Source organism: Pseudomonas sp. GWSMS-1, assembly GCF_049847425.1.
Lineage (GTDB): Bacteria > Pseudomonadota > Gammaproteobacteria > Pseudomonadales > Pseudomonadaceae > Aquipseudomonas.
In genome coordinates this window covers 2,099,099-2,116,874 of record NZ_JBMHHV010000005.1, presented here as the reverse complement: position 1 = coordinate 2,116,874, position 17,776 = coordinate 2,099,099, and the positions used below count along the sequence as shown (strand labels likewise).

At 59.4% G+C, this 17,776-nt stretch carries 16 protein-coding genes and 2 pseudogenes; 7 read left to right on the top strand and 11 right to left on the bottom strand.

What is annotated here, in order from left to right; genetic code table 11:
• Positions 1 to 16 precede the first annotated feature (16 nt).
• The 3 genes and pseudogenes from cysM to relA all read left to right on the top strand — a co-directional run bounded on the left by cysM (position 17) and on the right by relA (position 4,675).
• Positions 17 to 913, top strand: coding sequence for a cysteine synthase CysM (gene cysM, locus ACEPAJ_RS13490; RefSeq protein WP_425915335.1), 897 nt, complete (start codon positions 17 to 19; stop codon positions 911 to 913).
• On the top strand, positions 913 to 2,265 hold the full coding sequence (gene rlmD, locus ACEPAJ_RS13485; RefSeq protein WP_425915333.1) for a 23S rRNA (uracil(1939)-C(5))-methyltransferase RlmD: 1,353 nt from the start codon (positions 913 to 915) through the stop codon (positions 2,263 to 2,265). The genes cysM and rlmD overlap by 1 nt, the downstream gene beginning before the upstream one ends.
• A gap of 170 nt (positions 2,266 to 2,435) precedes the next feature.
• Positions 2,436 to 4,675 (top strand): annotated as a pseudogene (gene relA, locus ACEPAJ_RS13480) (GTP diphosphokinase).
• 109 nt (positions 4,676 to 4,784) lie between these two features.
• Here relA and ACEPAJ_RS13475 read toward each other — a convergent pair.
• Positions 4,785 to 5,792, bottom strand: coding sequence for an NADP-dependent oxidoreductase (locus ACEPAJ_RS13475; protein WP_322947569.1), 1,008 nt, complete (start codon positions 5,790 to 5,792; stop codon positions 4,785 to 4,787).
• 224 nt (positions 5,793 to 6,016) lie between these two features.
• On the opposite strand from ACEPAJ_RS13475, the gene ACEPAJ_RS13470 reads away from it, so the two are divergent.
• A complete protein-coding gene (locus ACEPAJ_RS13470; protein ID WP_425915330.1) occupies positions 6,017 to 6,778 on the top strand; it encodes an SDR family oxidoreductase in 762 nt (253 codons plus the stop codon).
• A gap of 151 nt (positions 6,779 to 6,929) precedes the next feature.
• The gene (locus tag ACEPAJ_RS13465) at positions 6,930 to 7,814 is read left to right on the top strand and encodes a bile acid:sodium symporter family protein (protein ID WP_425915328.1); all 885 of its coding nucleotides are present in this window, start codon (positions 6,930 to 6,932) and stop codon (positions 7,812 to 7,814) included.
• A gap of 62 nt (positions 7,815 to 7,876) precedes the next feature.
• Here the strand turns inward: ACEPAJ_RS13465 and cysB are convergent, their stop codons facing one another.
• The 5 genes from cysB to ACEPAJ_RS13440 all read right to left on the bottom strand — a co-directional run bounded on the left by cysB (position 7,877) and on the right by ACEPAJ_RS13440 (position 11,822).
• Positions 7,877 to 8,851: an HTH-type transcriptional regulator CysB gene (cysB, locus tag ACEPAJ_RS13460; RefSeq protein ID WP_425915326.1), complete on the bottom strand. Its 975-nt coding sequence runs from the start codon at positions 8,849 to 8,851 to the stop codon at positions 7,877 to 7,879.
• Between the two features lie 111 nt (positions 8,852 to 8,962).
• Positions 8,963 to 9,463, bottom strand: a complete 501-nt coding sequence (locus tag ACEPAJ_RS13455) for a universal stress protein (RefSeq protein ID WP_274088403.1) — start codon at positions 9,461 to 9,463, stop codon at positions 8,963 to 8,965.
• Positions 9,464 to 9,608: 145 nt separating this feature from the next.
• Entirely contained in the window at positions 9,609 to 10,514 is a 906-nt protein-coding gene (locus ACEPAJ_RS13450) for a 5'-nucleotidase (RefSeq protein WP_274088402.1), read from the bottom strand.
• Between the two features lie 13 nt (positions 10,515 to 10,527).
• Positions 10,528 to 11,475: a putative 2-dehydropantoate 2-reductase gene (locus ACEPAJ_RS13445; protein ID WP_425915324.1), complete on the bottom strand. Its 948-nt coding sequence runs from the start codon at positions 11,473 to 11,475 to the stop codon at positions 10,528 to 10,530.
• A complete protein-coding gene (locus ACEPAJ_RS13440; RefSeq protein WP_274088400.1) occupies positions 11,475 to 11,822 on the bottom strand; it encodes a thioredoxin in 348 nt (115 codons plus the stop codon). Before ACEPAJ_RS13440 ends, ACEPAJ_RS13445 begins: the two co-directional genes overlap by 1 nt.
• 38 nt (positions 11,823 to 11,860) lie before the next feature.
• Between ACEPAJ_RS13440 and ACEPAJ_RS13435 the strand changes: the two genes are divergently transcribed.
• Together ACEPAJ_RS13435 and ACEPAJ_RS13430 are read left to right on the top strand one after the other, a co-directional pair.
• Positions 11,861 to 12,280 (top strand): PilZ domain-containing protein, encoded by a 420-nt coding sequence (locus tag ACEPAJ_RS13435; RefSeq protein WP_274088399.1) that lies wholly within the window; start codon positions 11,861 to 11,863, stop codon positions 12,278 to 12,280.
• A gap of 168 nt (positions 12,281 to 12,448) precedes the next feature.
• The gene (locus ACEPAJ_RS13430; RefSeq protein WP_425915322.1) at positions 12,449 to 13,525 is read left to right on the top strand and encodes a 3-deoxy-7-phosphoheptulonate synthase; all 1,077 of its coding nucleotides are present in this window, start codon (positions 12,449 to 12,451) and stop codon (positions 13,523 to 13,525) included.
• Positions 13,526 to 13,794: 269 nt separating this feature from the next.
• Here the strand turns inward: ACEPAJ_RS13430 and ACEPAJ_RS13425 are convergent.
• From ACEPAJ_RS13425 to istA, 5 genes and pseudogenes are all read right to left on the bottom strand, one after another.
• Positions 13,795 to 13,905: pseudogene (locus ACEPAJ_RS13425) on the bottom strand (IS5/IS1182 family transposase); the annotation flags it as partial.
• 67 nt (positions 13,906 to 13,972) lie between these two features.
• A complete protein-coding gene (locus ACEPAJ_RS13420; protein WP_425915320.1) occupies positions 13,973 to 14,929 on the bottom strand; it encodes a PDR/VanB family oxidoreductase in 957 nt (318 codons plus the stop codon).
• Positions 14,926 to 15,285, bottom strand: coding sequence for a hypothetical protein (locus tag ACEPAJ_RS13415; RefSeq protein WP_425915318.1), 360 nt, complete (start codon positions 15,283 to 15,285; stop codon positions 14,926 to 14,928). Before ACEPAJ_RS13415 ends, ACEPAJ_RS13420 begins: the two co-directional genes overlap by 4 nt.
• A 114-nt stretch (positions 15,286 to 15,399) precedes the next feature.
• Positions 15,400 to 16,203: an IS21-like element ISPst3 family helper ATPase IstB gene (gene istB / locus ACEPAJ_RS13410; protein WP_003459721.1), complete on the bottom strand. Its 804-nt coding sequence runs from the start codon at positions 16,201 to 16,203 to the stop codon at positions 15,400 to 15,402.
• The gene (istA, locus tag ACEPAJ_RS13405; RefSeq protein WP_139134708.1) at positions 16,196 to 17,695 is read right to left on the bottom strand and encodes an IS21 family transposase; all 1,500 of its coding nucleotides are present in this window, start codon (positions 17,693 to 17,695) and stop codon (positions 16,196 to 16,198) included. Before istA ends, istB begins: the two co-directional genes overlap by 8 nt.
• Positions 17,696 to 17,776 lie beyond the last annotated feature (81 nt).

Sequence of the window (17,776 nt, the reverse complement as noted above, 5' to 3'; positions counted from 1 at the left end):
GATCCTCTTGTTCGCCATGAGCCTGCATTACCCAACCATCGCCGATTGCGTCGGCAACACCCCGCTGGTTCGCCTGCAACGTTTGCCGGGTAACACCAGCAATACCTTGCTGCTGAAACTTGAAGGCAATAATCCGGCGGGCTCGGTAAAAGACCGTCCGGCCTTGTCGATGATTAGCCGCGCTGAGCAGCGTGGTGATATCACCCCCGGTGATGTGCTGATCGAAGCCACCAGCGGCAATACCGGCATTGCCCTGGCCATGGCCGCGGCGATCAAGGGTTACCGGATGGTGCTGATCATGCCGGACAACTCCACCGCCGAACGTAAGGCGGCGATGACGGCCTATGGCGCGCAGTTGATTCTGGTCAGCGGTATGGAAGAGGCCCGCGACCTGGCCTTGCAGATGCAGGCCGATGGCAAGGGCAAGGTGCTCGATCAGTTCGCCAATGGCGATAACCCGATTGCGCACTACACCAGCACCGGCCCGGAAATCTGGCAGCAGACCGGCGGGCAGGTCACCCATTTCATTAGCTCTATGGGCACCACCGGCACCATCATGGGGGTGTCGCGCTTCTTGAAAGAACAGAAGCCTGAGGTGCAGATCGTCGGCCTGCAGCCGATGGAAGGCGCCTCGATTCCTGGTATCCGTCGCTGGCCGCAGGAGTATCTGCCGAGCATTTATCAGGCTGAGCGGGTTGATCGCATTATCGACATGGGCCAGCAGGAAGCCGAAGAGGTGATGCGCCGTTTGGCGCGTGAAGAGGGCATCTTCTGTGGGGTGTCTTCCGGCGGTTCGGTGGCGGCCATGCTGCGGTTGTCGCAAGAAGTTGAGAATGCGGTGATGGTGGCGATTATCTGCGATCGCGGCGACCGTTACCTGTCCAGTGGCATTTACGCCGAACCGAGTAACTGATGGCTAAGAAAGACGGCGGTCTACGCTTTCAACCCAGCGGTGGTTCCCGTGCGCCGCAGGTGCCGGTGGGCAAGAAACAGAAGCTGGCCATCGAGCGCCTGGCTAACGATGGCCGCGGTATCGGCTTTGTCGAGGGCCGTACCTGGTTTGTCAGCGGCGCGTTGGCCGGTGAGCAGATTGAGGCGCGTGTGTTGGGTGCCCACGGTAAGGTGGTTGAGGCACGCACTGAGCGGATTCTCACCGCCAGCGCCGAGCGGCGCAGCGAGGCCTGCGCCCATGCCAAGGTCTGTGGCGGCTGCAGCTTGCAGCATATGCCCCATGCCGATCAGCTTGCCCTGAAACAGCGCATGCTCGCCGAGCAGCTGAGCCGTCTGGCCAACCTTGAACCGCGCGAATGGTCCGCGCCACTGGTCGGTCCTGAGCTGGCGTATCGCCGCCGCGCGCGGATTGCCGTGCGTTGGGACAACAAGGCCAAGCGTTTGGACGTTGGTTTCCGCGCCGCGGCCAGTCAGGACATCATCGCCATTAGCGAATGCCCGGTATTGGTACAGCCTTTGCAGCCGATCATGCGCGCCTTACCTCAAGTATTGCGTGAGTTGGATAAACCCCAGGCGATTGGTCATGTTGAGTTGTTCAGTGGCAGCAGCAGCGCGGTGCTGGTGCGGCATACCGCAGCACTGAGCGAGGCTGACCTCGACCGCTTACAGGCATTTTGCACCGCGCAGGCGGCCCAACTGTGGTTACAGGGCAGTGCTGAGCCGCAGCCGTTGGATCCTCAGCAGCAACTGAGTTATCGCCTGGATGCCTACGACCTCAACCTGGCCTACCGGCCTGGGGACTTTGTTCAGGTCAACCAACCGGTTAACGACGCCATGGTCGCGCAGGCGCTGGAATGGCTCGCGCCGCAGGCCGATGAGCGGGTGCTGGATCTGTTTTGCGGTCTGGGCAATTTCGCCTTGCCGCTGGCCCAGCAGGTGCGTGAGCTGGTGGCGGTAGAGGGCGTGCAGACCATGGTCGAGCGCGCCGCGTTGAATGCCGAAAGGAATAACCTGGGCAACGCGCACTTTTTCCAGGCCGACCTGTCCAACCCGCTGGCCGAGGCCGGCTGGGCGCAGGGTGGTTTCGCTGCCGTGCTGCTGGATCCACCGCGCGATGGTGCGTTACAGGTGGTTAAGCAAATGACCGCGCTGGGCGCTAAACGGGTGTTGTATGTATCGTGTAACCCGGCGACCCTGGCCCGCGACAGCGCTGAATTACTGGCGCAGGGGTATCAGCTCGAACGGGTTGGTGTCCTCGATATGTTTCCGCAAACCGCGCATGTTGAAGCCATGGCGCTGTTTGTTAAGCCGTAGATAGACGCATCGAAATATGGCGGCAGGCTCTGGCTTATAAAGGGCTTGCACTGTTCTCGATGCAGCAGGGGTGCACAGGGATTGCGCCTTAAGTGGTTAAACCGACCAGCCCGTAGAAGGCTGGCGACTGTTCGGTGTGCATATCACGCACTGTAGGGAAGGTAAGCAAGATGGTTCAGGTCAGAGCGCATCAGCCGATCAACGATGACGGCAGTATCAATCTTGAGGTATGGCTCGAACATGTACTAAATGTCGACCCCGCGTTGGATCGCGACGCCCTGCGTGAGGCGTGTGAGTTCGCCCGCGCGGCTGAGCAGCAGGCCAATGCCGCGAAGAATTTATGGACTGAGGGCGCGTCGAGCTTCCGCGCCGGTCTGGAGATCGCCGAAATTCTCGCCGATCTCAAACTCGATCAGGACTCTCTGGTCGCCGCCGTGATTTACCGCTGCGTGCGTGAGGGCAAGGTGCCGTTAGCGCTGGTCCATCAGCGCTTCGGTCCGGTGGTGGCCAAGCTGGTCGAAGGCGTGCTGCGCATGGCTGCCATCAGCGCCTCGATGAACCCGCGTGACTCTCTAGTGCTGGGCTCCCAGGGCCAGGTGGAAAACCTGCGCAAGATGCTCGTGGCGATGGTCGATGATGTGCGCGTGGCGCTGATCAAGCTGGCCGAGCGCACCTGCGCGATCCGTGCGGTGAAAGAGGCCGACGACGAGAAGCGTCAACGTGTGGCCCGCGAGGTCTTCGACATTTACGCCCCGCTGGCCCACCGTTTAGGTATCGGGCATATCAAGTGGGAGCTCGAAGACCTGTCATTCCGCTATCTGGAACCCGAGCAGTACAAGCAGATCGCCAAGCTGCTGCACGAGCGCCGTCTGGACCGCGAGCACTACATCAATGAAGTGATGGGCCAGCTGCGTGGCGAGCTGGATACCACCGGAATCAAGGCCGACATCAGTGGCCGGGTGAAACATATTTATTCGATCTGGCGGAAAATGCAGCGCAAAGGGCTGCAGTTCAACCAGATTTATGACGTGCGCGCAGTGCGGGTGCTGGTGCCTGAAGTGCGTGATTGCTACACCTCGCTGGGTATCGTGCACACCTTGTGGCGGCATATTCCCAAGGAATTTGACGACTACATCGCCAACCCCAAAGAGAACGGCTACCGCTCGCTGCACACGGCCGTGCTTGGCCCAGAGGGCAAGGTGCTGGAGGTGCAAATCCGCACCCAGGCCATGCACGAGGAAGCCGAGCTGGGGGTGTGCGCGCACTGGCGCTACAAGGGCACTGACGTTAAGGCCGGCTCCAACCATTACGAGGAGAAGATTTCCTGGCTGCGTCAGGTGCTCGAATGGCATGAGGAACTCGGCGATATCGGCGGTCTGGCTGAACAGCTGCGGGTGGATATCGAGCCGGACCGGGTTTACGTGTTCACCCCGGACGGTCACGCCATCGACCTGCCCAAGGGCGCGACGCCGTTGGATTTTGCCTACCGGGTGCACACCGAAATCGGCCATAACTGCCGCGGTGCGAAGATTAACGGGCGCATTGTGCCGCTCAACTACAGCCTGCAAACCGGCGAGCAGGTGGAGATCATCACCAGTAAGCACGGCACGCCGAGCCGCGACTGGTTGAACTCCAACCTCGGTTACATCACCACCTCGCGGGCGCGGGCGAAGATTGTTCACTGGTTCAAACTGCAAGACCGTGATCAGAACGTGGCGGCGGGTAAAACCCAGCTCGAGCGCGAACTGCTGCGCCTGGCGCTGCCGCACGTAGACTTCGAAAAATTGGCGGACAAGGCCAATATGAAGACCAGTGAGGATCTTTTCGCGTCGCTCGGTGCGGGCGATTTGCGCCTGGCGCAATTGGTCAACCTGGCGCAGCAACTGGTTGAACCCGATCGGGTCAACGAGCAGTTAGAGCTGATCCCGCGTAAGGCGTTGGGTTTCAAACCCGGCAAGCGTGGTGATATCCAGATTCAGGGCGTGGGTAATCTGCTTACGCAGATGGCGGGTTGCTGCCAGCCGCTGCCCGGCGATCCAATTGTCGGCTATATCACCCTCGGTCGTGGGTGAGTATCCACCGCCAGGATTGTGCCTCGGTGCTGCAACTGGCCGGGCGTGAGCCGGAGCGGATCATCCAGGTTGGTTGGGGGCCGGTGCCGGTACAAACCTACCCGGTGGACATCATCATTCGCGCCTATGACCGCGCCGGTCTACTGCGTGACGTGACTCAGATGCTGCTCAACGAAAAGCTCAATGTGCTGGCGCTTAATACCCGCTCGAACAAAGAGGACAACACCGCTTCGATGTCCATCACGGTTGAAATTCCGGGGTTGGATGCATTGGGGCGGCTACTGGGACGTATCTCGCGCCTGCCAAACATTATTGAAGTGCGTCGTCACCGGGCTTAACCCGGTAGGGCGGGTTAGGCGCAGACATTGCGGCGCCTAATTGATGCAAAGGCTTTAGTCGCGACCTTGTGGGGGCACGGCTAAAGTCCTTGCTGTTTAAGCCGGCCAGTTAGTCGACTTTCAACACCAGCTTGCCGAAGTTCTCGCCGCTAAACAGCTTGAGCAGGGTTTCCGGGAAGGTTTGCAGACCGCTGACAATGTCTTCCTTGGACTTCAATTGGCCGCTGGCCAGCCAGCCGCCCATCTCCGCCGCCGCTTCGGCAAAGCGTGGGGCATAGGTCATCACCACCATGCCTTCCATGCGCGCGCTGTTGACCAGCAGGTTGAGGTAATTGGCCGGGCCTTTGACCGCCTGCTTGTTGTTGTACTGGCTGATCGCGCCACAAATGATTACTCGCGCCTTGAAGGCCAGGCGGGTAAGCACTGCATCGAGAATGTCGCCGCCGACGTTGTCGAAATACACGTCCACGCCTTTCGGGCATTCGCGCTTGAGGCCGGCGATCACCTCTTCATTTTTGTAATCGATGGCGCCATCGAAGCCCAACTCATCGATCAGAAATTTGCACTTGTCGGCGCCACCAGCAATGCCGACGACGCGGCAACCTTTGAGCTTGGCGATTTGCCCGGCCACGCTGCCCACGGCGCCGGCTGCACCGGAGATCACTACAGTTTCACCGGCCTTCGGCGCGCCCACATCGAGCAGGGCGAAATAGGCGGTCATGCCCGTCATGCCCAGCGCCGACAGGTACAGTGGCAAGGGCGCGCGCTTGGGGTCGACCTTGTAGAAGCCCTTGGGCTCACCGAGGAAGTAATCCTGCACACCGAGTGCGCCGTTGACATGGTCACCCACGGCAAAGCCCGGGTGCTGCGAGGCGACAACTTCACCCACGCCGAGGGCGCGCATGACTTCGCCAATACCGACGGGTGGAATATAGGATTTGGCATCATTCATCCAGCCACGCATGGCCGGATCCAGCGACAGGTAGGCGTTTTTCACCAGAATTTGTCCGGGGCCGGGTTCGCCGACGCTGGTTTCTACATAACTGAAGGTTTCGCGGCTGGGCAGGCCAACGGGGCGTTGGGCAAGCAGGAACTGACGATTGAGTGGGGCAGTCATGGCGGGTACTCACTGAGCGGAAAGACTGTTGATAGCCTTACGACCGCGATGAGCAAGATTTGCCCAGGCAACGAATGGTTGTTTATCCATTCGAGTGATAGGTGGCGTGGGGTGTTAATCACTCATTTGGATGAAGCCTTCACCGCTAGTTTGATAGTGCTGCCGTGGGCGTGGGCAGCTGATTAGACTCGGCGCAGTTTTTTATTCCTTGCGAGGACACGCAGATGAGCTTGAGCTTTTCCGGCCGGGTTGCCCTGGTCACCGGTGGTGCTGCTGGTATTGGCCGTGCTACCGCACTGGCATTCGCCAACGAAGGTCTGCAAGTGGTGGTGTCCGATGTTGATGTGGCAGGCGGAGAGGGCACGGTTGCATTGATCCGTGAGGCTGGCGGCGATGCGCTGTTTGTACGCTGTGACGTGACCCGCGACGCCGAGGTCCAGGTGCTTATGGAACGCACGCTGGGGGCTTATGGGCGCCTGGACTATGCCTTCAACAACGCCGGCATTGAAATCGAGAAAGGCAAGCTGGCTGACGGCAGCGAAAGCGACTACGACGCGATCATGGGCGTTAACGTCAAAGGTGTGTGGCTGTGCATGAAGCACCAGATTCCGTTGCTGTTGGCCCAGGGTGGCGGCGCCATCGTCAATACGGCGTCGATAGCTGGCCTGGGGGCTGCGCCGAAGATGAGTATCTACTCGGCGTCCAAGCATGCAGTGATTGGCCTGACCAAGTCCGCTGCGGTGGAATATGCGAAGAAGAAAATCCGCGTCAACGCCGTTTGCCCAGCGGTAATCGACACCGACATGTTCCGCCGCGCCTATGAAACCGACCCGAAGAAGGCTGAATTCGTAGCGGCCATGCACCCGGTCGGGCGTATCGGTAAGGTCGAAGAGGTTGCCACCGCCGTGCTTTACCTGTGCTGCGATAACGCAGCCTTTACCACCGGCCATGCGCTGGCTGTGGATGGTGGTGCAACGGCGATCTGATTTGCAGATGCGGCGATAAAAAAGGTGCCTTTATGGCGCCTTTTTGCATATAGGGTTACCCGGTCGGCTGATTGGCCGCTAAAGTCACTGCGAGCATCGTCATGCGCTCGCCAGAATCGTTGCGCTGTCCCGATCCCGGAGTAGAACAATAATGACTGCTGACCCGTTACTGACCCTGTTTCTTCCCATTGCCCTAGGCATCATCATGCTCGGCCTGGGCTTGTCGTTGACTCTGGCGGATTTCGCCCGCGTGGTGAAACTGCCCAAGCCGGTGCTGATCGGCCTGAGCTGCCAGCTAGTGCTGCTGCCACTGGTGTGCTTCTTCTTGGCTAAAGCGTTTGGCCTGGAACCCGCGCTGGCCGTTGGCTTGATGCTGCTGGCCGCCTCGCCAGGCGGTACCACGGCGAATCTCTACAGCCATTTGGCCCACGGTGATGTGGCGCTGAATATCACCCTCACGGCAGTCAATTCGGTGGTCGCGGTGCTGACCATGCCGCTGATCGTTAACTTATCGCTGGCCTATTTTATGGACGGCGATCAGGCGCTGCCATTGCAGTTCACCAAAGTGGTCCAGGTGTTTGCCATCGTGCTCGGCCCTGTGGCCATCGGCATGTGGATTCGCAGCCGTTTCGAAGGCTTTGCCGCCCGCATGGAAAAGCCGGTGAAAATCATCTCCGCGCTGTTTTTGCTGATCATCATTTTGCTGGCTGTGGTTAAGGACTGGCAGACGTTCGTTGACTACGCGCCCCTGGTGGGCGGCGCCGCGCTGGCCTTCAATTTGATCAGCCTGGCGGTGGGCTATTGGGTGCCACGGTTGATGAAGCTGAGCCTGCGCCAGTCGATTGCCATCGGTATGGAAATTGGCATCCACAACGGCACCCTGGCGATTGCCCTGGCGCTCAGCCCGATGCTGCTGAACAACCCGACCATGTCGATCCCGGCGGCGATCTACAGCATCATCATGTTCTTTACCGCCGCCGCGTTTGGCTGGTGGGTGAACTTCGCCCATGGCAAGGAACTGCAGCGCGGCGAGTGAGCGGCCGCTTATAGCGGGCAATAAAAAGCCGGTCATGTGACCGGCTTTTTGTTGAATCGATATTAGTGTAGCGGCAGTTCAACGCCTTCAAACAGTTCTTCCAGCTCGACCTTGCCGTGGCATTGCACGGCTTTGGCCATGACATCGCGGGTCAGGTGTGGGGCGAACTTCTCGATAAAGTCGCACATAAAACCACGCAGGAAGGTGCCGCGGCGGAAGCCGATTTTGGTCACGCTGGATTCAAACAGCTCGCCGGCATCCAGCACCACCAGGTCAGGATCAAGGGTGGCATCGACGGCCATCTTGGCCACGATGCCGACGCCGAGGCCCAGGCGTACATAAGTCTTGATCACGTCGGCATCGGCGGCAGTGAACACCACTTTTGGCGTCAGGCCGCGATGGCTGAAGGCTTCATCGAGCTTGGAGCGGCCGGTAAAACCGAATACGTAGGTGACGATGGAATACTCAGCCAGGGCTTCCAGAGTCAGCTTCGGCAGTTTGGTCAGTGGGTGACCCTGGGGCACCACCACGCAGCGGTTCCAGCGGTAGCAGGGCATCATGATCAGGTCGTTGAACAGCTCCAGGCCTTCGGTGGCAATGGCGAAATCAACCGTGCCATCGGCGGCCATTTCGGCTATCTGCATCGGCGTGCCCTGGTGCATGTGCAGGGATACATCCGGGTACTGCTTGATAAACGCGCTGATCACCGGCGGCAGGGCGTAGCGCGCCTGGGTGTGGGTGGTGGCAATCGACAAGGTGCCTTTTTTCTCGTTGGAGAATTCCTGGGCAATCTGCTTGATGCTTTCAACTTTGCGCAGGATCTCACCGGCGGTGTTGATGATGCGCTCGCCGGCTGGGGTGATGCGGGTCAGGTGTTTACCGCTGCGGGCGAATACTTCCACGCCCAGCTCGTCTTCCAGTAAGCGGATTTGCTTACTGATGCCCGGCTGCGAGGTGTAGAGACTTTGCGCCGTGGCAGAAACGTTGAGGTCGTGATGCGCGACTTCCCAGATGTAGCGCAATTGCTGAAGCTTCATAAAATTCCCTCAAAGCAGAAAGACAGCCGCTCAGGTCGTCGGCGTTTTTATAACCATAATGATTAGTTAAGCATTAAAAATAGACCAAAAAATAAAATCTGCTGCACTTCTTTAAAGATCACCTCGGTTGCGGTGCTGCAGCATCGGCACCAGGTACACCGGTACTTCGGCCAACTGCACCAGGCGGGACGCGGTACGGCCCAGTGGAATGTCCATATCTGTGCCGTGGCTGTGGCTACCTAAGACCAGCAGGTCGACGCCAAGTTGCTGCGCGGCATCGAGTATCACCAGCGGTGGATCACCCTGTACCACCCGTACCGCCTTGATCAGGTCAAGGTCATGCAAGGTCTCGCCCACTTCATCACGAAAGCCTTCCAGCACGCGCTGCTCGATGCTGGCCATCACGGTGCTCAGGCCGTTTTCACGCAGTTCTTTGAGGCGCTCTTCATCCAGATACGTCTGTAACACCGACTCGGCAAACAGGCCCATGGGCTCCACAGCGTGCACCACATAGAGGTTGGCATTGAAGGAGCGGGTCAGCTCCAGCGCGTGTTGCAATATATAAGGCGCGTAGAGGCCCAGATCGGTGGCATAGAGAATCGAACGGATCATGCGGCCTCCTTGACTGCCTGACTGGCGGGCCCGATTTGAGCTTAGCAGTGCAATTGGCAGGTCAATGAAGCTCAGGGTTTTGAGGACGAATGGTTATATGCGCAAGCGGGGCAGCGGGGCGCAGTGCCCCGCTTAGAAGGCTGGGTTAAGGCTGAGGTTCGTTGCTGATGCCATGCGGCACATGCCCGGTGGCGACCACTTCGCGGGCTTTTTCGCAGTGCCCGGCCTGGTCGTCGAAGAACACATCGGCGCCGAAGGTTTCCAGAATGGCGGCTTTCTCCAGACCGCCGAGGAAGTAGGATTCATCCAGGCGAATATTCCACTCGCGCAAGGTTCGGATCACCCGTTCATGGGCCGGGGCCGAGCGCGCGGTGACCAAGGCGGTCCGAATCGGGCATTGCTCTTCAGGAAACTCCTGTTGCAAGCGATGCAGGGCCGCGAGAAAGGGTTTGAACGGGCCGCCGCCGAGCAGCTCACGGGCCGACTGGCGTTCGTGGCTCTGAAAGGCCTCCAGGCCACCCTGCTGATAGACCCGCTCGGACTCATCAGAAAACAACACCGCGTCGCCATCGAAGGCAATGCGCAGTTCATTGCTGGCTGCCCGCCGCGCACCGCCGGAGAGAATGGTCGCCGCACCAAAGCCGGCGCGCAGTGCGCTGCGCACATCCTCAGCATGGGTGGAGAGGAACAGCTGGCAGCCGAATGCTGCGAGATACGGGTCCGGGCTGCGCCCGCCGACAAAGGCGGCGCGGGAAATGCCCAGGCCATAGTGTTGGATCGAGTTGAATGCCCGCAGCCCAGTGTCGGCACTGTTGCGCGACACCAGAATCACCTCTACCCGCTGTTGCTTGAGGGTGGTATTGAGCGCCAACAGCTTTTCGACCAGAGGGAAGGCGTCACCAGGGGCGAGGATCTCGTCCTCATGCTCAATCTGGTATTGGCGATAAGCTGCAACGCCCTGGCTTTCATAGATGTGATGGCTTTCGCGCAGGTCGAACAGCGCCCGCGAGGAGATCGCCAGTACCAGTTTGTCGCCTAATCCCTTGCTCATGGCTGCTCCCGTTTTACGGTTGGCGTTGTTCGAGATAACGCAGGCTCTGGTAGAGCATCTCAGTGCGCGGCATTGCGCAACCGACCTTGGCAGCGGCGGCCAGTGGGACGGCATAAATAGCGTGCAGCTCCAGCGGGCGTTGCAGGGCAAAGTCGTGGTACATGCTCGGTAAATAGTCCGGTGTGCGCTCGGTGGCCGCCAGCAATTTACCGGCAAACTCCGCAGGCAGTGGATAGCCACAGGCGCTGGCAGCTTCTACCACCTCTTGCATGAGGGCGGCGATCAGGGCCCGGCTCTCGGCGTTGCTCATCAGAGCGCTGGTACCGCTATTCAGCAGTACGGCCAGGCCGTTGAAGGGCGCGTTCCACACCAGCTTCTGCCAGCGCGCCTGCTTCAGCTCGGCCATCGCCTTGGAGGCCAGCCCTGCGGTTTGAAACAAGCCGGTGCCTTGCTCAAGGATCAGCTGGCGACTCTCCGTATCCAGCGCCGGGCCTGAGTGATAACCAAGGTTGACGCCGCCCAGGGCCTGATGCTCAACCACACCTGGCGCGCTGCGATGCGCGTAGATGTAGCAAAGGCCGCCGAGCAGGTGCAGCGAATCGGGTAACAGTGGGCGTAGTTCGTCTTCGACATCCAGGCCGTTTTGCATCAGCACCACTTTGGCGCCGGGCGCCGCCGCCTGGCTGATAAGCGGGGCCAGTTCGGCGTTGCTGGTGGTTTTGGCGGCGACTAGCAGCCAGTCGCAGGGCGGCATGTCGGTGACCGACAGGTACGCCTGCACGTTATCCAGATGCAGCGAGCCGTGCACGGTACTGTTGACTCGCAGGCCTTCACTGGCCACGGCCGTGAATTCACTGCGCAGCAGAAAATGCACATCAAAGCCGGCGCGGGCCAGCATCAGGCCATAAAAGCCGCCAATCGCGCCGCAGCCGATAATGCCGATACGGGGTGCTGCAGTCATCAGGGAAGCTCCTCAGCGGGGCGCGACAGGGCAGTGTCCAGCGCCAGGGTTAATTCGCTGCTCAGCAAGCGAGCTTGCACAGCGCCATAAAATTGGCCATCACGCACGGCAAACAGGGCCGGCAGATGGAAGACCTCGTAACGCGTAACCAAACCGCCATTGTTGCCCGCATCGACCCACGCTAGGCGCTGCACGGGCAGGTCCAGCTTGGCCAATTCACGGCGCGCCCAACGGCAACTGGCACAACCTATGCTGGTGAATATCAGCAATGACGTGCCGGGCAGGTCGAGCAGGTGACGATCCGCATCTAAATCGGTGAGTTCCAGTTCAGTCACTATACTGCTCATGTCTGATATCAAATTGATGGCATCTGAGGTCGTAAGCGATGCGTCACTTTCTGCGTCATCCCAGTGATATGCCGGTGGAGTTGGTGTTGCGCAAACAGGCGTGTGTGCCCAAACAGCGGCTCAACAATATCAGCCTCGGCGGCGTGGCTTGCAACTCCAGCCGTGCTTTTCGCCGCGGTACGGCTGTTGAAATGCGCATCCCGCTGTTCGGCGAGCAGGCGCGCTACCCGGGGCTGGTGGCGTGGTGCCGTAAACAGGGTGAGCATTATCTGGTGGGTATCGCCTTTATTGATGAGGACACCTTGTTTCGCGCCCGCATGGTCGAGCAGGTGTGCCACATCGAGCATTACCGCAAGCAATGTGAACAGCAGCAGGGCTGTAGCTTATCGATTGAGGCCGTGGCGCAAGAGTGGATCAGCCAGCACGCTGCCGAGTTTTCCCGCGACAGTTTGAATTAGTCAATCCAACCATCGGCACGGCTCAAGCCGCCAAGCCCATTGTCGAGCCGTGCCTTTACGCGCTAAGGTTCGGCTTCCCCGCAGTGCTCCTATTGCTGTGCTCCGCCACACGGGGATCGCTGGCGGCCGGCACCCGTGACCTGATGACTCTTACTGATGAATAGCACGATGGCTGATTTACCGATTGATGACCTCAACGTTGCCTCCAACGATACCCTGATAACCCCCGCACAGCTCAAGCGTGAAATTCCGCTGACTGACGCTGCCCTGCGCACGGTTGCCAGCGGGCGTGAGGTAATCCGCAATATTCTCGATGGCAAGGATCACCGCCTGTTTGTGGTGGTCGGGCCGTGCTCGATCCACGACATCAAGGCCGCCCATGAGTATGCCGAGCGCCTTAAAGCGCTGGCTGCCGAGGTGTCGGACAGCCTGTATCTGGTCATGCGTGTGTACTTCGAGAAGCCGCGTACCACCGTGGGCTGGAAAGGCCTGATCAACGATCCGTTTATGGACGACTCGTTCAAAATTCAGGACGGTCTGCATATCGGTCGCCAGTTGCTGCGTGACCTGGCGGAAATGGGCCTGCCAACCGCGACCGAAGCCCTCGACCCGATCTCCCCGCAGTACCTGCAGGATTTGATCAGCTGGTCGGCCATTGGCGCGCGCACCACTGAATCGCAAACCCACCGTGAAATGGCTTCCGGCCTGTCCTCCTCGGTGGGCTTCAAAAATGGTACTGACGGCGGCCTGACGGTGGCGATTAACGCCCTGCAGTCGGTCTCCAGCCCGCACCGTTTCCTTGGTATCAACCAGGAAGGTGGTGTCTCGATCGTCACCACCAAAGGCAATCCCTACGGTCACGTAGTGCTGCGTGGCGGCAACGGCAAGCCGAACTATGACTCGGTGAGTGTGGCTGTGTGTGAGCAGGAACTGACCAAAGCCGGCATTCGCCCGAACATCATGGTCGATTGCAGCCACGCCAACTCCAACAAGGATCCGGCCCTGCAACCACTGGTCATGGACAACGTCGCCAACCAGATTCTGGAAGGCAACCAATCCATCGTCGGCCTGATGGTTGAAAGCCACCTAGGTTGGGGCGCTCAGTCGATTCCTAAGGACCTGAGCCAGCTCAAGTACGGCGTATCCATCACCGATGCCTGCATCGACTGGGAAAGCACCGAGAAAACCCTGCGCGGCATGCACGCCAAGCTCAAAGACGTGTTGCCTAAGCGTCAGCGCGGCTAAGCGCAGCGGCTGTAATAAAAAACGGGCTTATGCGTGATGCATAAGCCCGTTTTTTTTGGCTGTGCTTTGCGCTGTCTGATCGGTTTTTCAGTAGGATGTGGTAAGCGTCCGCCAAACGCACAGCCCTAGAAGTCGAACAGATCAAGACATTTGCGAAGTCTGGTACTGTGTAACCATCATCGCCTTGGCGCCGCACTGTGCCGGATCACATCCCTACCAGCGACTGGGTTAAACGCTCGCCCGCACCTCGAAAAATGGAGTGCATCGAAGCCTTCTTTCGTTATTGAATATCGGCGCGCCATCCACAGATTCGACAGCGCAAACAGGGTTATAAGCTGGGAAATGTTATTGGAAAGGCCTGGGAAGTGCGTCTTCACGAAGACCACATTTTTTCAACATTTAGCAGCTTGTAAGCCGGATTAGCATCCGGATTCATAGGCTGAACAGTTAAAGATCCAGCACTAGGTATGGGCTTTTAGCTCTTGAGCAGCAAGGCGTAAATTGGTCGTTGCGGGCATGCTCTGCATCGCTCAAGAATCCGTCCCGGTGATCTGCTTCGCCTTCTAATACTCGTGTCAGGCACGTGCCACAGATGCCTTGGCCACAAGCGATCGGTATATCGAAGCCGGCTGATTCCAGTGCTTCCAGTGCTGAAATGTTTGGTGGTACCTGCAGCACCTGGCCGCTGCTGCGAATGCGTATTTCGAAGCTTTCGTCGTCTGCTCTGTTGGTGCTGGTTGCAGCGCTAAAGTATTCGCGGTGCAGGTGGCTGTCCTCCCAGCCTTGGTCGCGAGCACTGTTTAAAATATGCTCCATAAAACCGTTCGGGCCACAGACATACAGATGGTTGCCGGTTGCTGGCGAGTTGAGCAGGCTGCTTGCATTAAGCTTTTGCTGCTCGGGACCATCGTCGAAATGCAGGTGCACATGTTGGGCAAAAGCGCTGTGACTCAGAAGTTCTATAAAAGCGGCGCGCTCGGCTGAGCGTGCGCAGTAATGTAGCTCGAAGTTTTCACCTTGTTGGTACAGGCGCTGAGCCATGCACAGTATTGGGGTGATCCCGATTCCACCAGCGAACAGCAGGCTACGTCCGCTGTGCGGCGCCAGCGGGAATAGGTTGCGAGGTTGGCTGATTTGCAGGCGCTGCCCTACTCTCAGCGAGTCATGCACACTCTGTGAGCCGCCGCGGGAAGCCGGATCTTTGAGTACGGCAATGCAATAGCGCTGGCGCTCATCAGGATGGTTGCACAAGGAATACTGGCGCACCACATTGCCAGGTAGGTGAATATCGATATGTGCACCCGCCTCGAAGGCCGGTAGCGGCTCCCGGTTGGTTTGCACTAGCTCCAACCAAATAATGTCCTGTGCCTCTAAACGCATCGCGCTGATGGTGGCGTCAATCATGATGTGCTCCTGGCGATCACGGCTTCAGCTTGAGCTGCTTGTTCGCGGGCAATAATGCGTTCGAGAATTCGTCGCGACTGTACGCCGCCGGCATCAATGTTGAGCTTCAGCAGGGGGCGATCGGGGTAGGCCAGAAGGTTGTTTTGTTGCTGTTCGAGCATGTCCAGATCTTCGCCGAAGATCTTCCCCTGTCCTTCGCGAATCTTAGCGGTGAGTTCTGCATCCTCTGGCTTGAAGTCGCGCGCCATGCCCCAGAAGTACCAGATTGAGGTTTCGTGTTGGCGCTGATGGAAAATTGACCCACCCTGCCGATTGAAATTTGACCCAGGGCGGATTGCTGATTTTGTTACCAGCAACTGTGGATAAGTCTACCAGCGCAGCTGCTGTTGCCCCCACTCCTTCGCTAGCCCAGTTCAGTTGTTTAAGACCTGCCACATGCAGCCATGTAGCAGGCCGTCGTCGCCATGAAATCAGAACGGCTCATCGTCCTCCGGTTCTTGGCCGCCCTTACGCTTTCGCTCCCGTGATTTGATCTTGGCCTGGGCCGCCAAGCTACTGTGTTGCAGTCGATAGGACTCGTTACCGGTTTCGACGATGTGGCAGTGGTGGGTCAGCCGATCCAGCAGGGCGGTGGTCATCTTGGCGTCGCCGAACACGCTCGACCATTCGGCGAAGCTCAGGTTGGTGGTGATCACCACGCTGGTGTGTTCGTACAGCTTGGACAGCAGGTGAAACAGCAACGCACCGCCAGCCTGGCTGAACGGCAGATAACCCAGTTCGTCGAGGATGACCAGATCCATGCGCAGCAGTGCCTGGGCGATCCGCCCGGCTTTGCCGTCGTGTTTTTCGCGCTCCAGCAGATTGACCAGATCGACCGTGGAGTAGAAGCGCACGCGCTTACCGTGCCGGGTGATGCCGGACACGGCCAGCGCGGTGGCTAGGTGGGTTTTACCGGTGCCTGGCCCACCGATCAGCACCACGTTCTGCGCGGTGTCGGTAAAGCTCAGATTGGCCAGCTCGCTGATCAAGCGAGCGTCGGCGCTGGAGGCGCTGAAGTCGAAGCCGGCCAGATCGCGGTGCATCGGCAGCTTGGCCATGTTCATCTGGTGGCTCACCGAGCGCATGGCGCGATCTGTGTGCTCTTGTTCCAGCAGGTGTTCGAGCAGCCACTTGGACGAGGCTGTGTTCGACTCACCCTGTGCAGTTAACTCCGCCCAGGCCGTGGCCATGCCGTGCAGGCGCAGCTCCTTGAGTTCCGCCATCAAATCACGCATGACCGACCTCCTCGGCCTGGCCACGCAGGCGGTCGTAGCGCGCCGTGTTAGCGACGGGGGCTTCCTTGAGCGACAAGTGGGTTTCGACGCTGGGTGGTGGTTCGGATGCTGTCAGCCGTGCCACGACATTGAGGATGTGTTCGGCGCTCAGGCTGCCGCTCTCCAGTACCAGCTCAACGGCTACCAGCACGGCATCGAGTCCGGCGACCGGTACGGCAGCCAGGACTTGCGCCATGATCCGGTCACCGCCGGCATGACGCCCCAGACCGTGCTTAAGCTGACGCAGCGGCGCTGGCAGATCAGTAAAGGGCGCTCCGTTGCGCAGCGCGCCGGGCTTGCGCTCAATCAGCGGGATGTAGTGCTGCCAGTCGTAGCTGACCTGTTCGCGATCCAGCAAGCGCGCATGGCTGGCAATCAGCGCATCATCGGCCACCACCTCGATGCGGGTCGGATACAAACGGCTGCTGACCCACTTACCCGCGTACTCACACGGCACCGAGTAACGGTTGCGCCCGACGCTGACCAGGCAGGTGCTGGAGACCCGCGCAGGCCGCTCGACGTAACCGTCGAAGGCCGCGGGCATAGGCATCAGTTCGGCGCGCTCCAACTCCAGTACCTCGGCCACACTGAGCCCGCTGTATTGAGGGTGCGTCAGCTCGTTCCAAAGCGCGCGGCAGCGCTGGCCCAGCCAGGCATTGAGTTCCTCGAAGGAGTGAAACTGGCAGTCCTGGGCGTCTAGCCAGATACGCCTGCGGCTGTCTTGCACGTTCTTTTCAACGATGCCCTTTTCCCAACCAGCGGCGACGTTGCAGAAGTCCGGATCGAACAGGTAATGCGCGCACATCACCGCAAAGCGCGCATTCACCGCCCGGCCTTTGCCCTTATTGACCTTGTCGACGGCGGTCTTCATGTTGTCGTAGATGCCCCGGCGCGGCACGCCGCCCAAGGAGCCGAACGAGCGTGTATGGGCGTCAAATAACATCTCATGGCCCTGGCTCGGATACGCCACAAGCCAGAACGCACGGCTGGCACACAGCTTCAGATGTGCCACCTGCATACGCCGGTAAATGCCGCCGACCAGCAAGCCTTCCTCGCTCCAGTCAAACTGAAACGCCTCGCCAAGAGCAAAGGTCAGCGGCACAAAGGCCTGCGACGCCTTGCCCTGTCCCCCTCGCCAGGCACGGATAAACGCGGTGAGCTGGCTGTAGCCACCGTCATAACCTTCGGCTTTGATTTGCGCCAACAGCGCCTTGGCACTGCGCCGCTGTTGCTTGGGCCGCAGCGAATCGGCTTTTAGCGCCTGCTCCAGCGTGGCGTGAAAAGGGCTGAGTTTGTTGAAGATCGCGCGGCGTTGGTAGACCGGCGGCTTGGCCTCAGGTGCTCTGACCCACTTGCGAATCGTGTTGCGCGCCAACCCGGTGCGCTTGGCTATCTCATGCAGCGACAGCTTGTCGCGGAAATACATCCGGCGAATTTTGCCCATCATTTCCATACTGATCACCCTGTGTTCTCCTGCTCAAAAATTGAGCAGAAGCAGTTGAACACCTGGGTCAGTTTTCAGTCGGCAGAACAG

Excerpts from the sequence above, each read along its gene's own strand:
- cysM (WP_425915335.1), top strand. The coding sequence starts at position 17 with ATGAGCCTGCATTACCCAACCATCGCCGATTGCGTCGGCAACACCCCG.
- ACEPAJ_RS13420 (WP_425915320.1), bottom strand. The coding sequence starts at position 14,929 with ATGATTGACGCCACCATCAGCGCGATGCGTTTAGAGGCACAGGACATT.
- ACEPAJ_RS13470 (WP_425915330.1), top strand. The coding sequence starts at position 6,017 with ATGAGCTTGAGCTTTTCCGGCCGGGTTGCCCTGGTCACCGGTGGTGCT.
- cysB (WP_425915326.1), bottom strand. The coding sequence starts at position 8,851 with ATGAAGCTTCAGCAATTGCGCTACATCTGGGAAGTCGCGCATCACGAC.
- ACEPAJ_RS13475 (WP_322947569.1), bottom strand. The coding sequence starts at position 5,792 with ATGACTGCCCCACTCAATCGTCAGTTCCTGCTTGCCCAACGCCCCGTT.
- ACEPAJ_RS13445 (WP_425915324.1), bottom strand. The coding sequence starts at position 11,475 with ATGACTGCAGCACCCCGTATCGGCATTATCGGCTGCGGCGCGATTGGC.
- istA (WP_139134708.1), bottom strand. The coding sequence starts at position 17,695 with ATGGAAATGATGGGCAAAATTCGCCGGATGTATTTCCGCGACAAGCTG.
- istB (WP_003459721.1), bottom strand. The coding sequence starts at position 16,203 with ATGCGTGATTTGATGGCGGAACTCAAGGAGCTGCGCCTGCACGGCATG.
- ACEPAJ_RS13465 (WP_425915328.1), top strand. The coding sequence starts at position 6,930 with ATGACTGCTGACCCGTTACTGACCCTGTTTCTTCCCATTGCCCTAGGC.
- rlmD (WP_425915333.1), top strand. The coding sequence starts at position 913 with ATGGCTAAGAAAGACGGCGGTCTACGCTTTCAACCCAGCGGTGGTTCC.
- ACEPAJ_RS13430 (WP_425915322.1), top strand. The coding sequence starts at position 12,449 with ATGGCTGATTTACCGATTGATGACCTCAACGTTGCCTCCAACGATACC.
- ACEPAJ_RS13440 (WP_274088400.1), bottom strand. The coding sequence starts at position 11,822 with ATGAGCAGTATAGTGACTGAACTGGAACTCACCGATTTAGATGCGGAT.
- ACEPAJ_RS13450 (WP_274088402.1), bottom strand. The coding sequence starts at position 10,514 with ATGAGCAAGGGATTAGGCGACAAACTGGTACTGGCGATCTCCTCGCGG.
- ACEPAJ_RS13455 (WP_274088403.1), bottom strand. The coding sequence starts at position 9,463 with ATGATCCGTTCGATTCTCTATGCCACCGATCTGGGCCTCTACGCGCCT.
- ACEPAJ_RS13435 (WP_274088399.1), top strand. The coding sequence starts at position 11,861 with ATGCGTCACTTTCTGCGTCATCCCAGTGATATGCCGGTGGAGTTGGTG.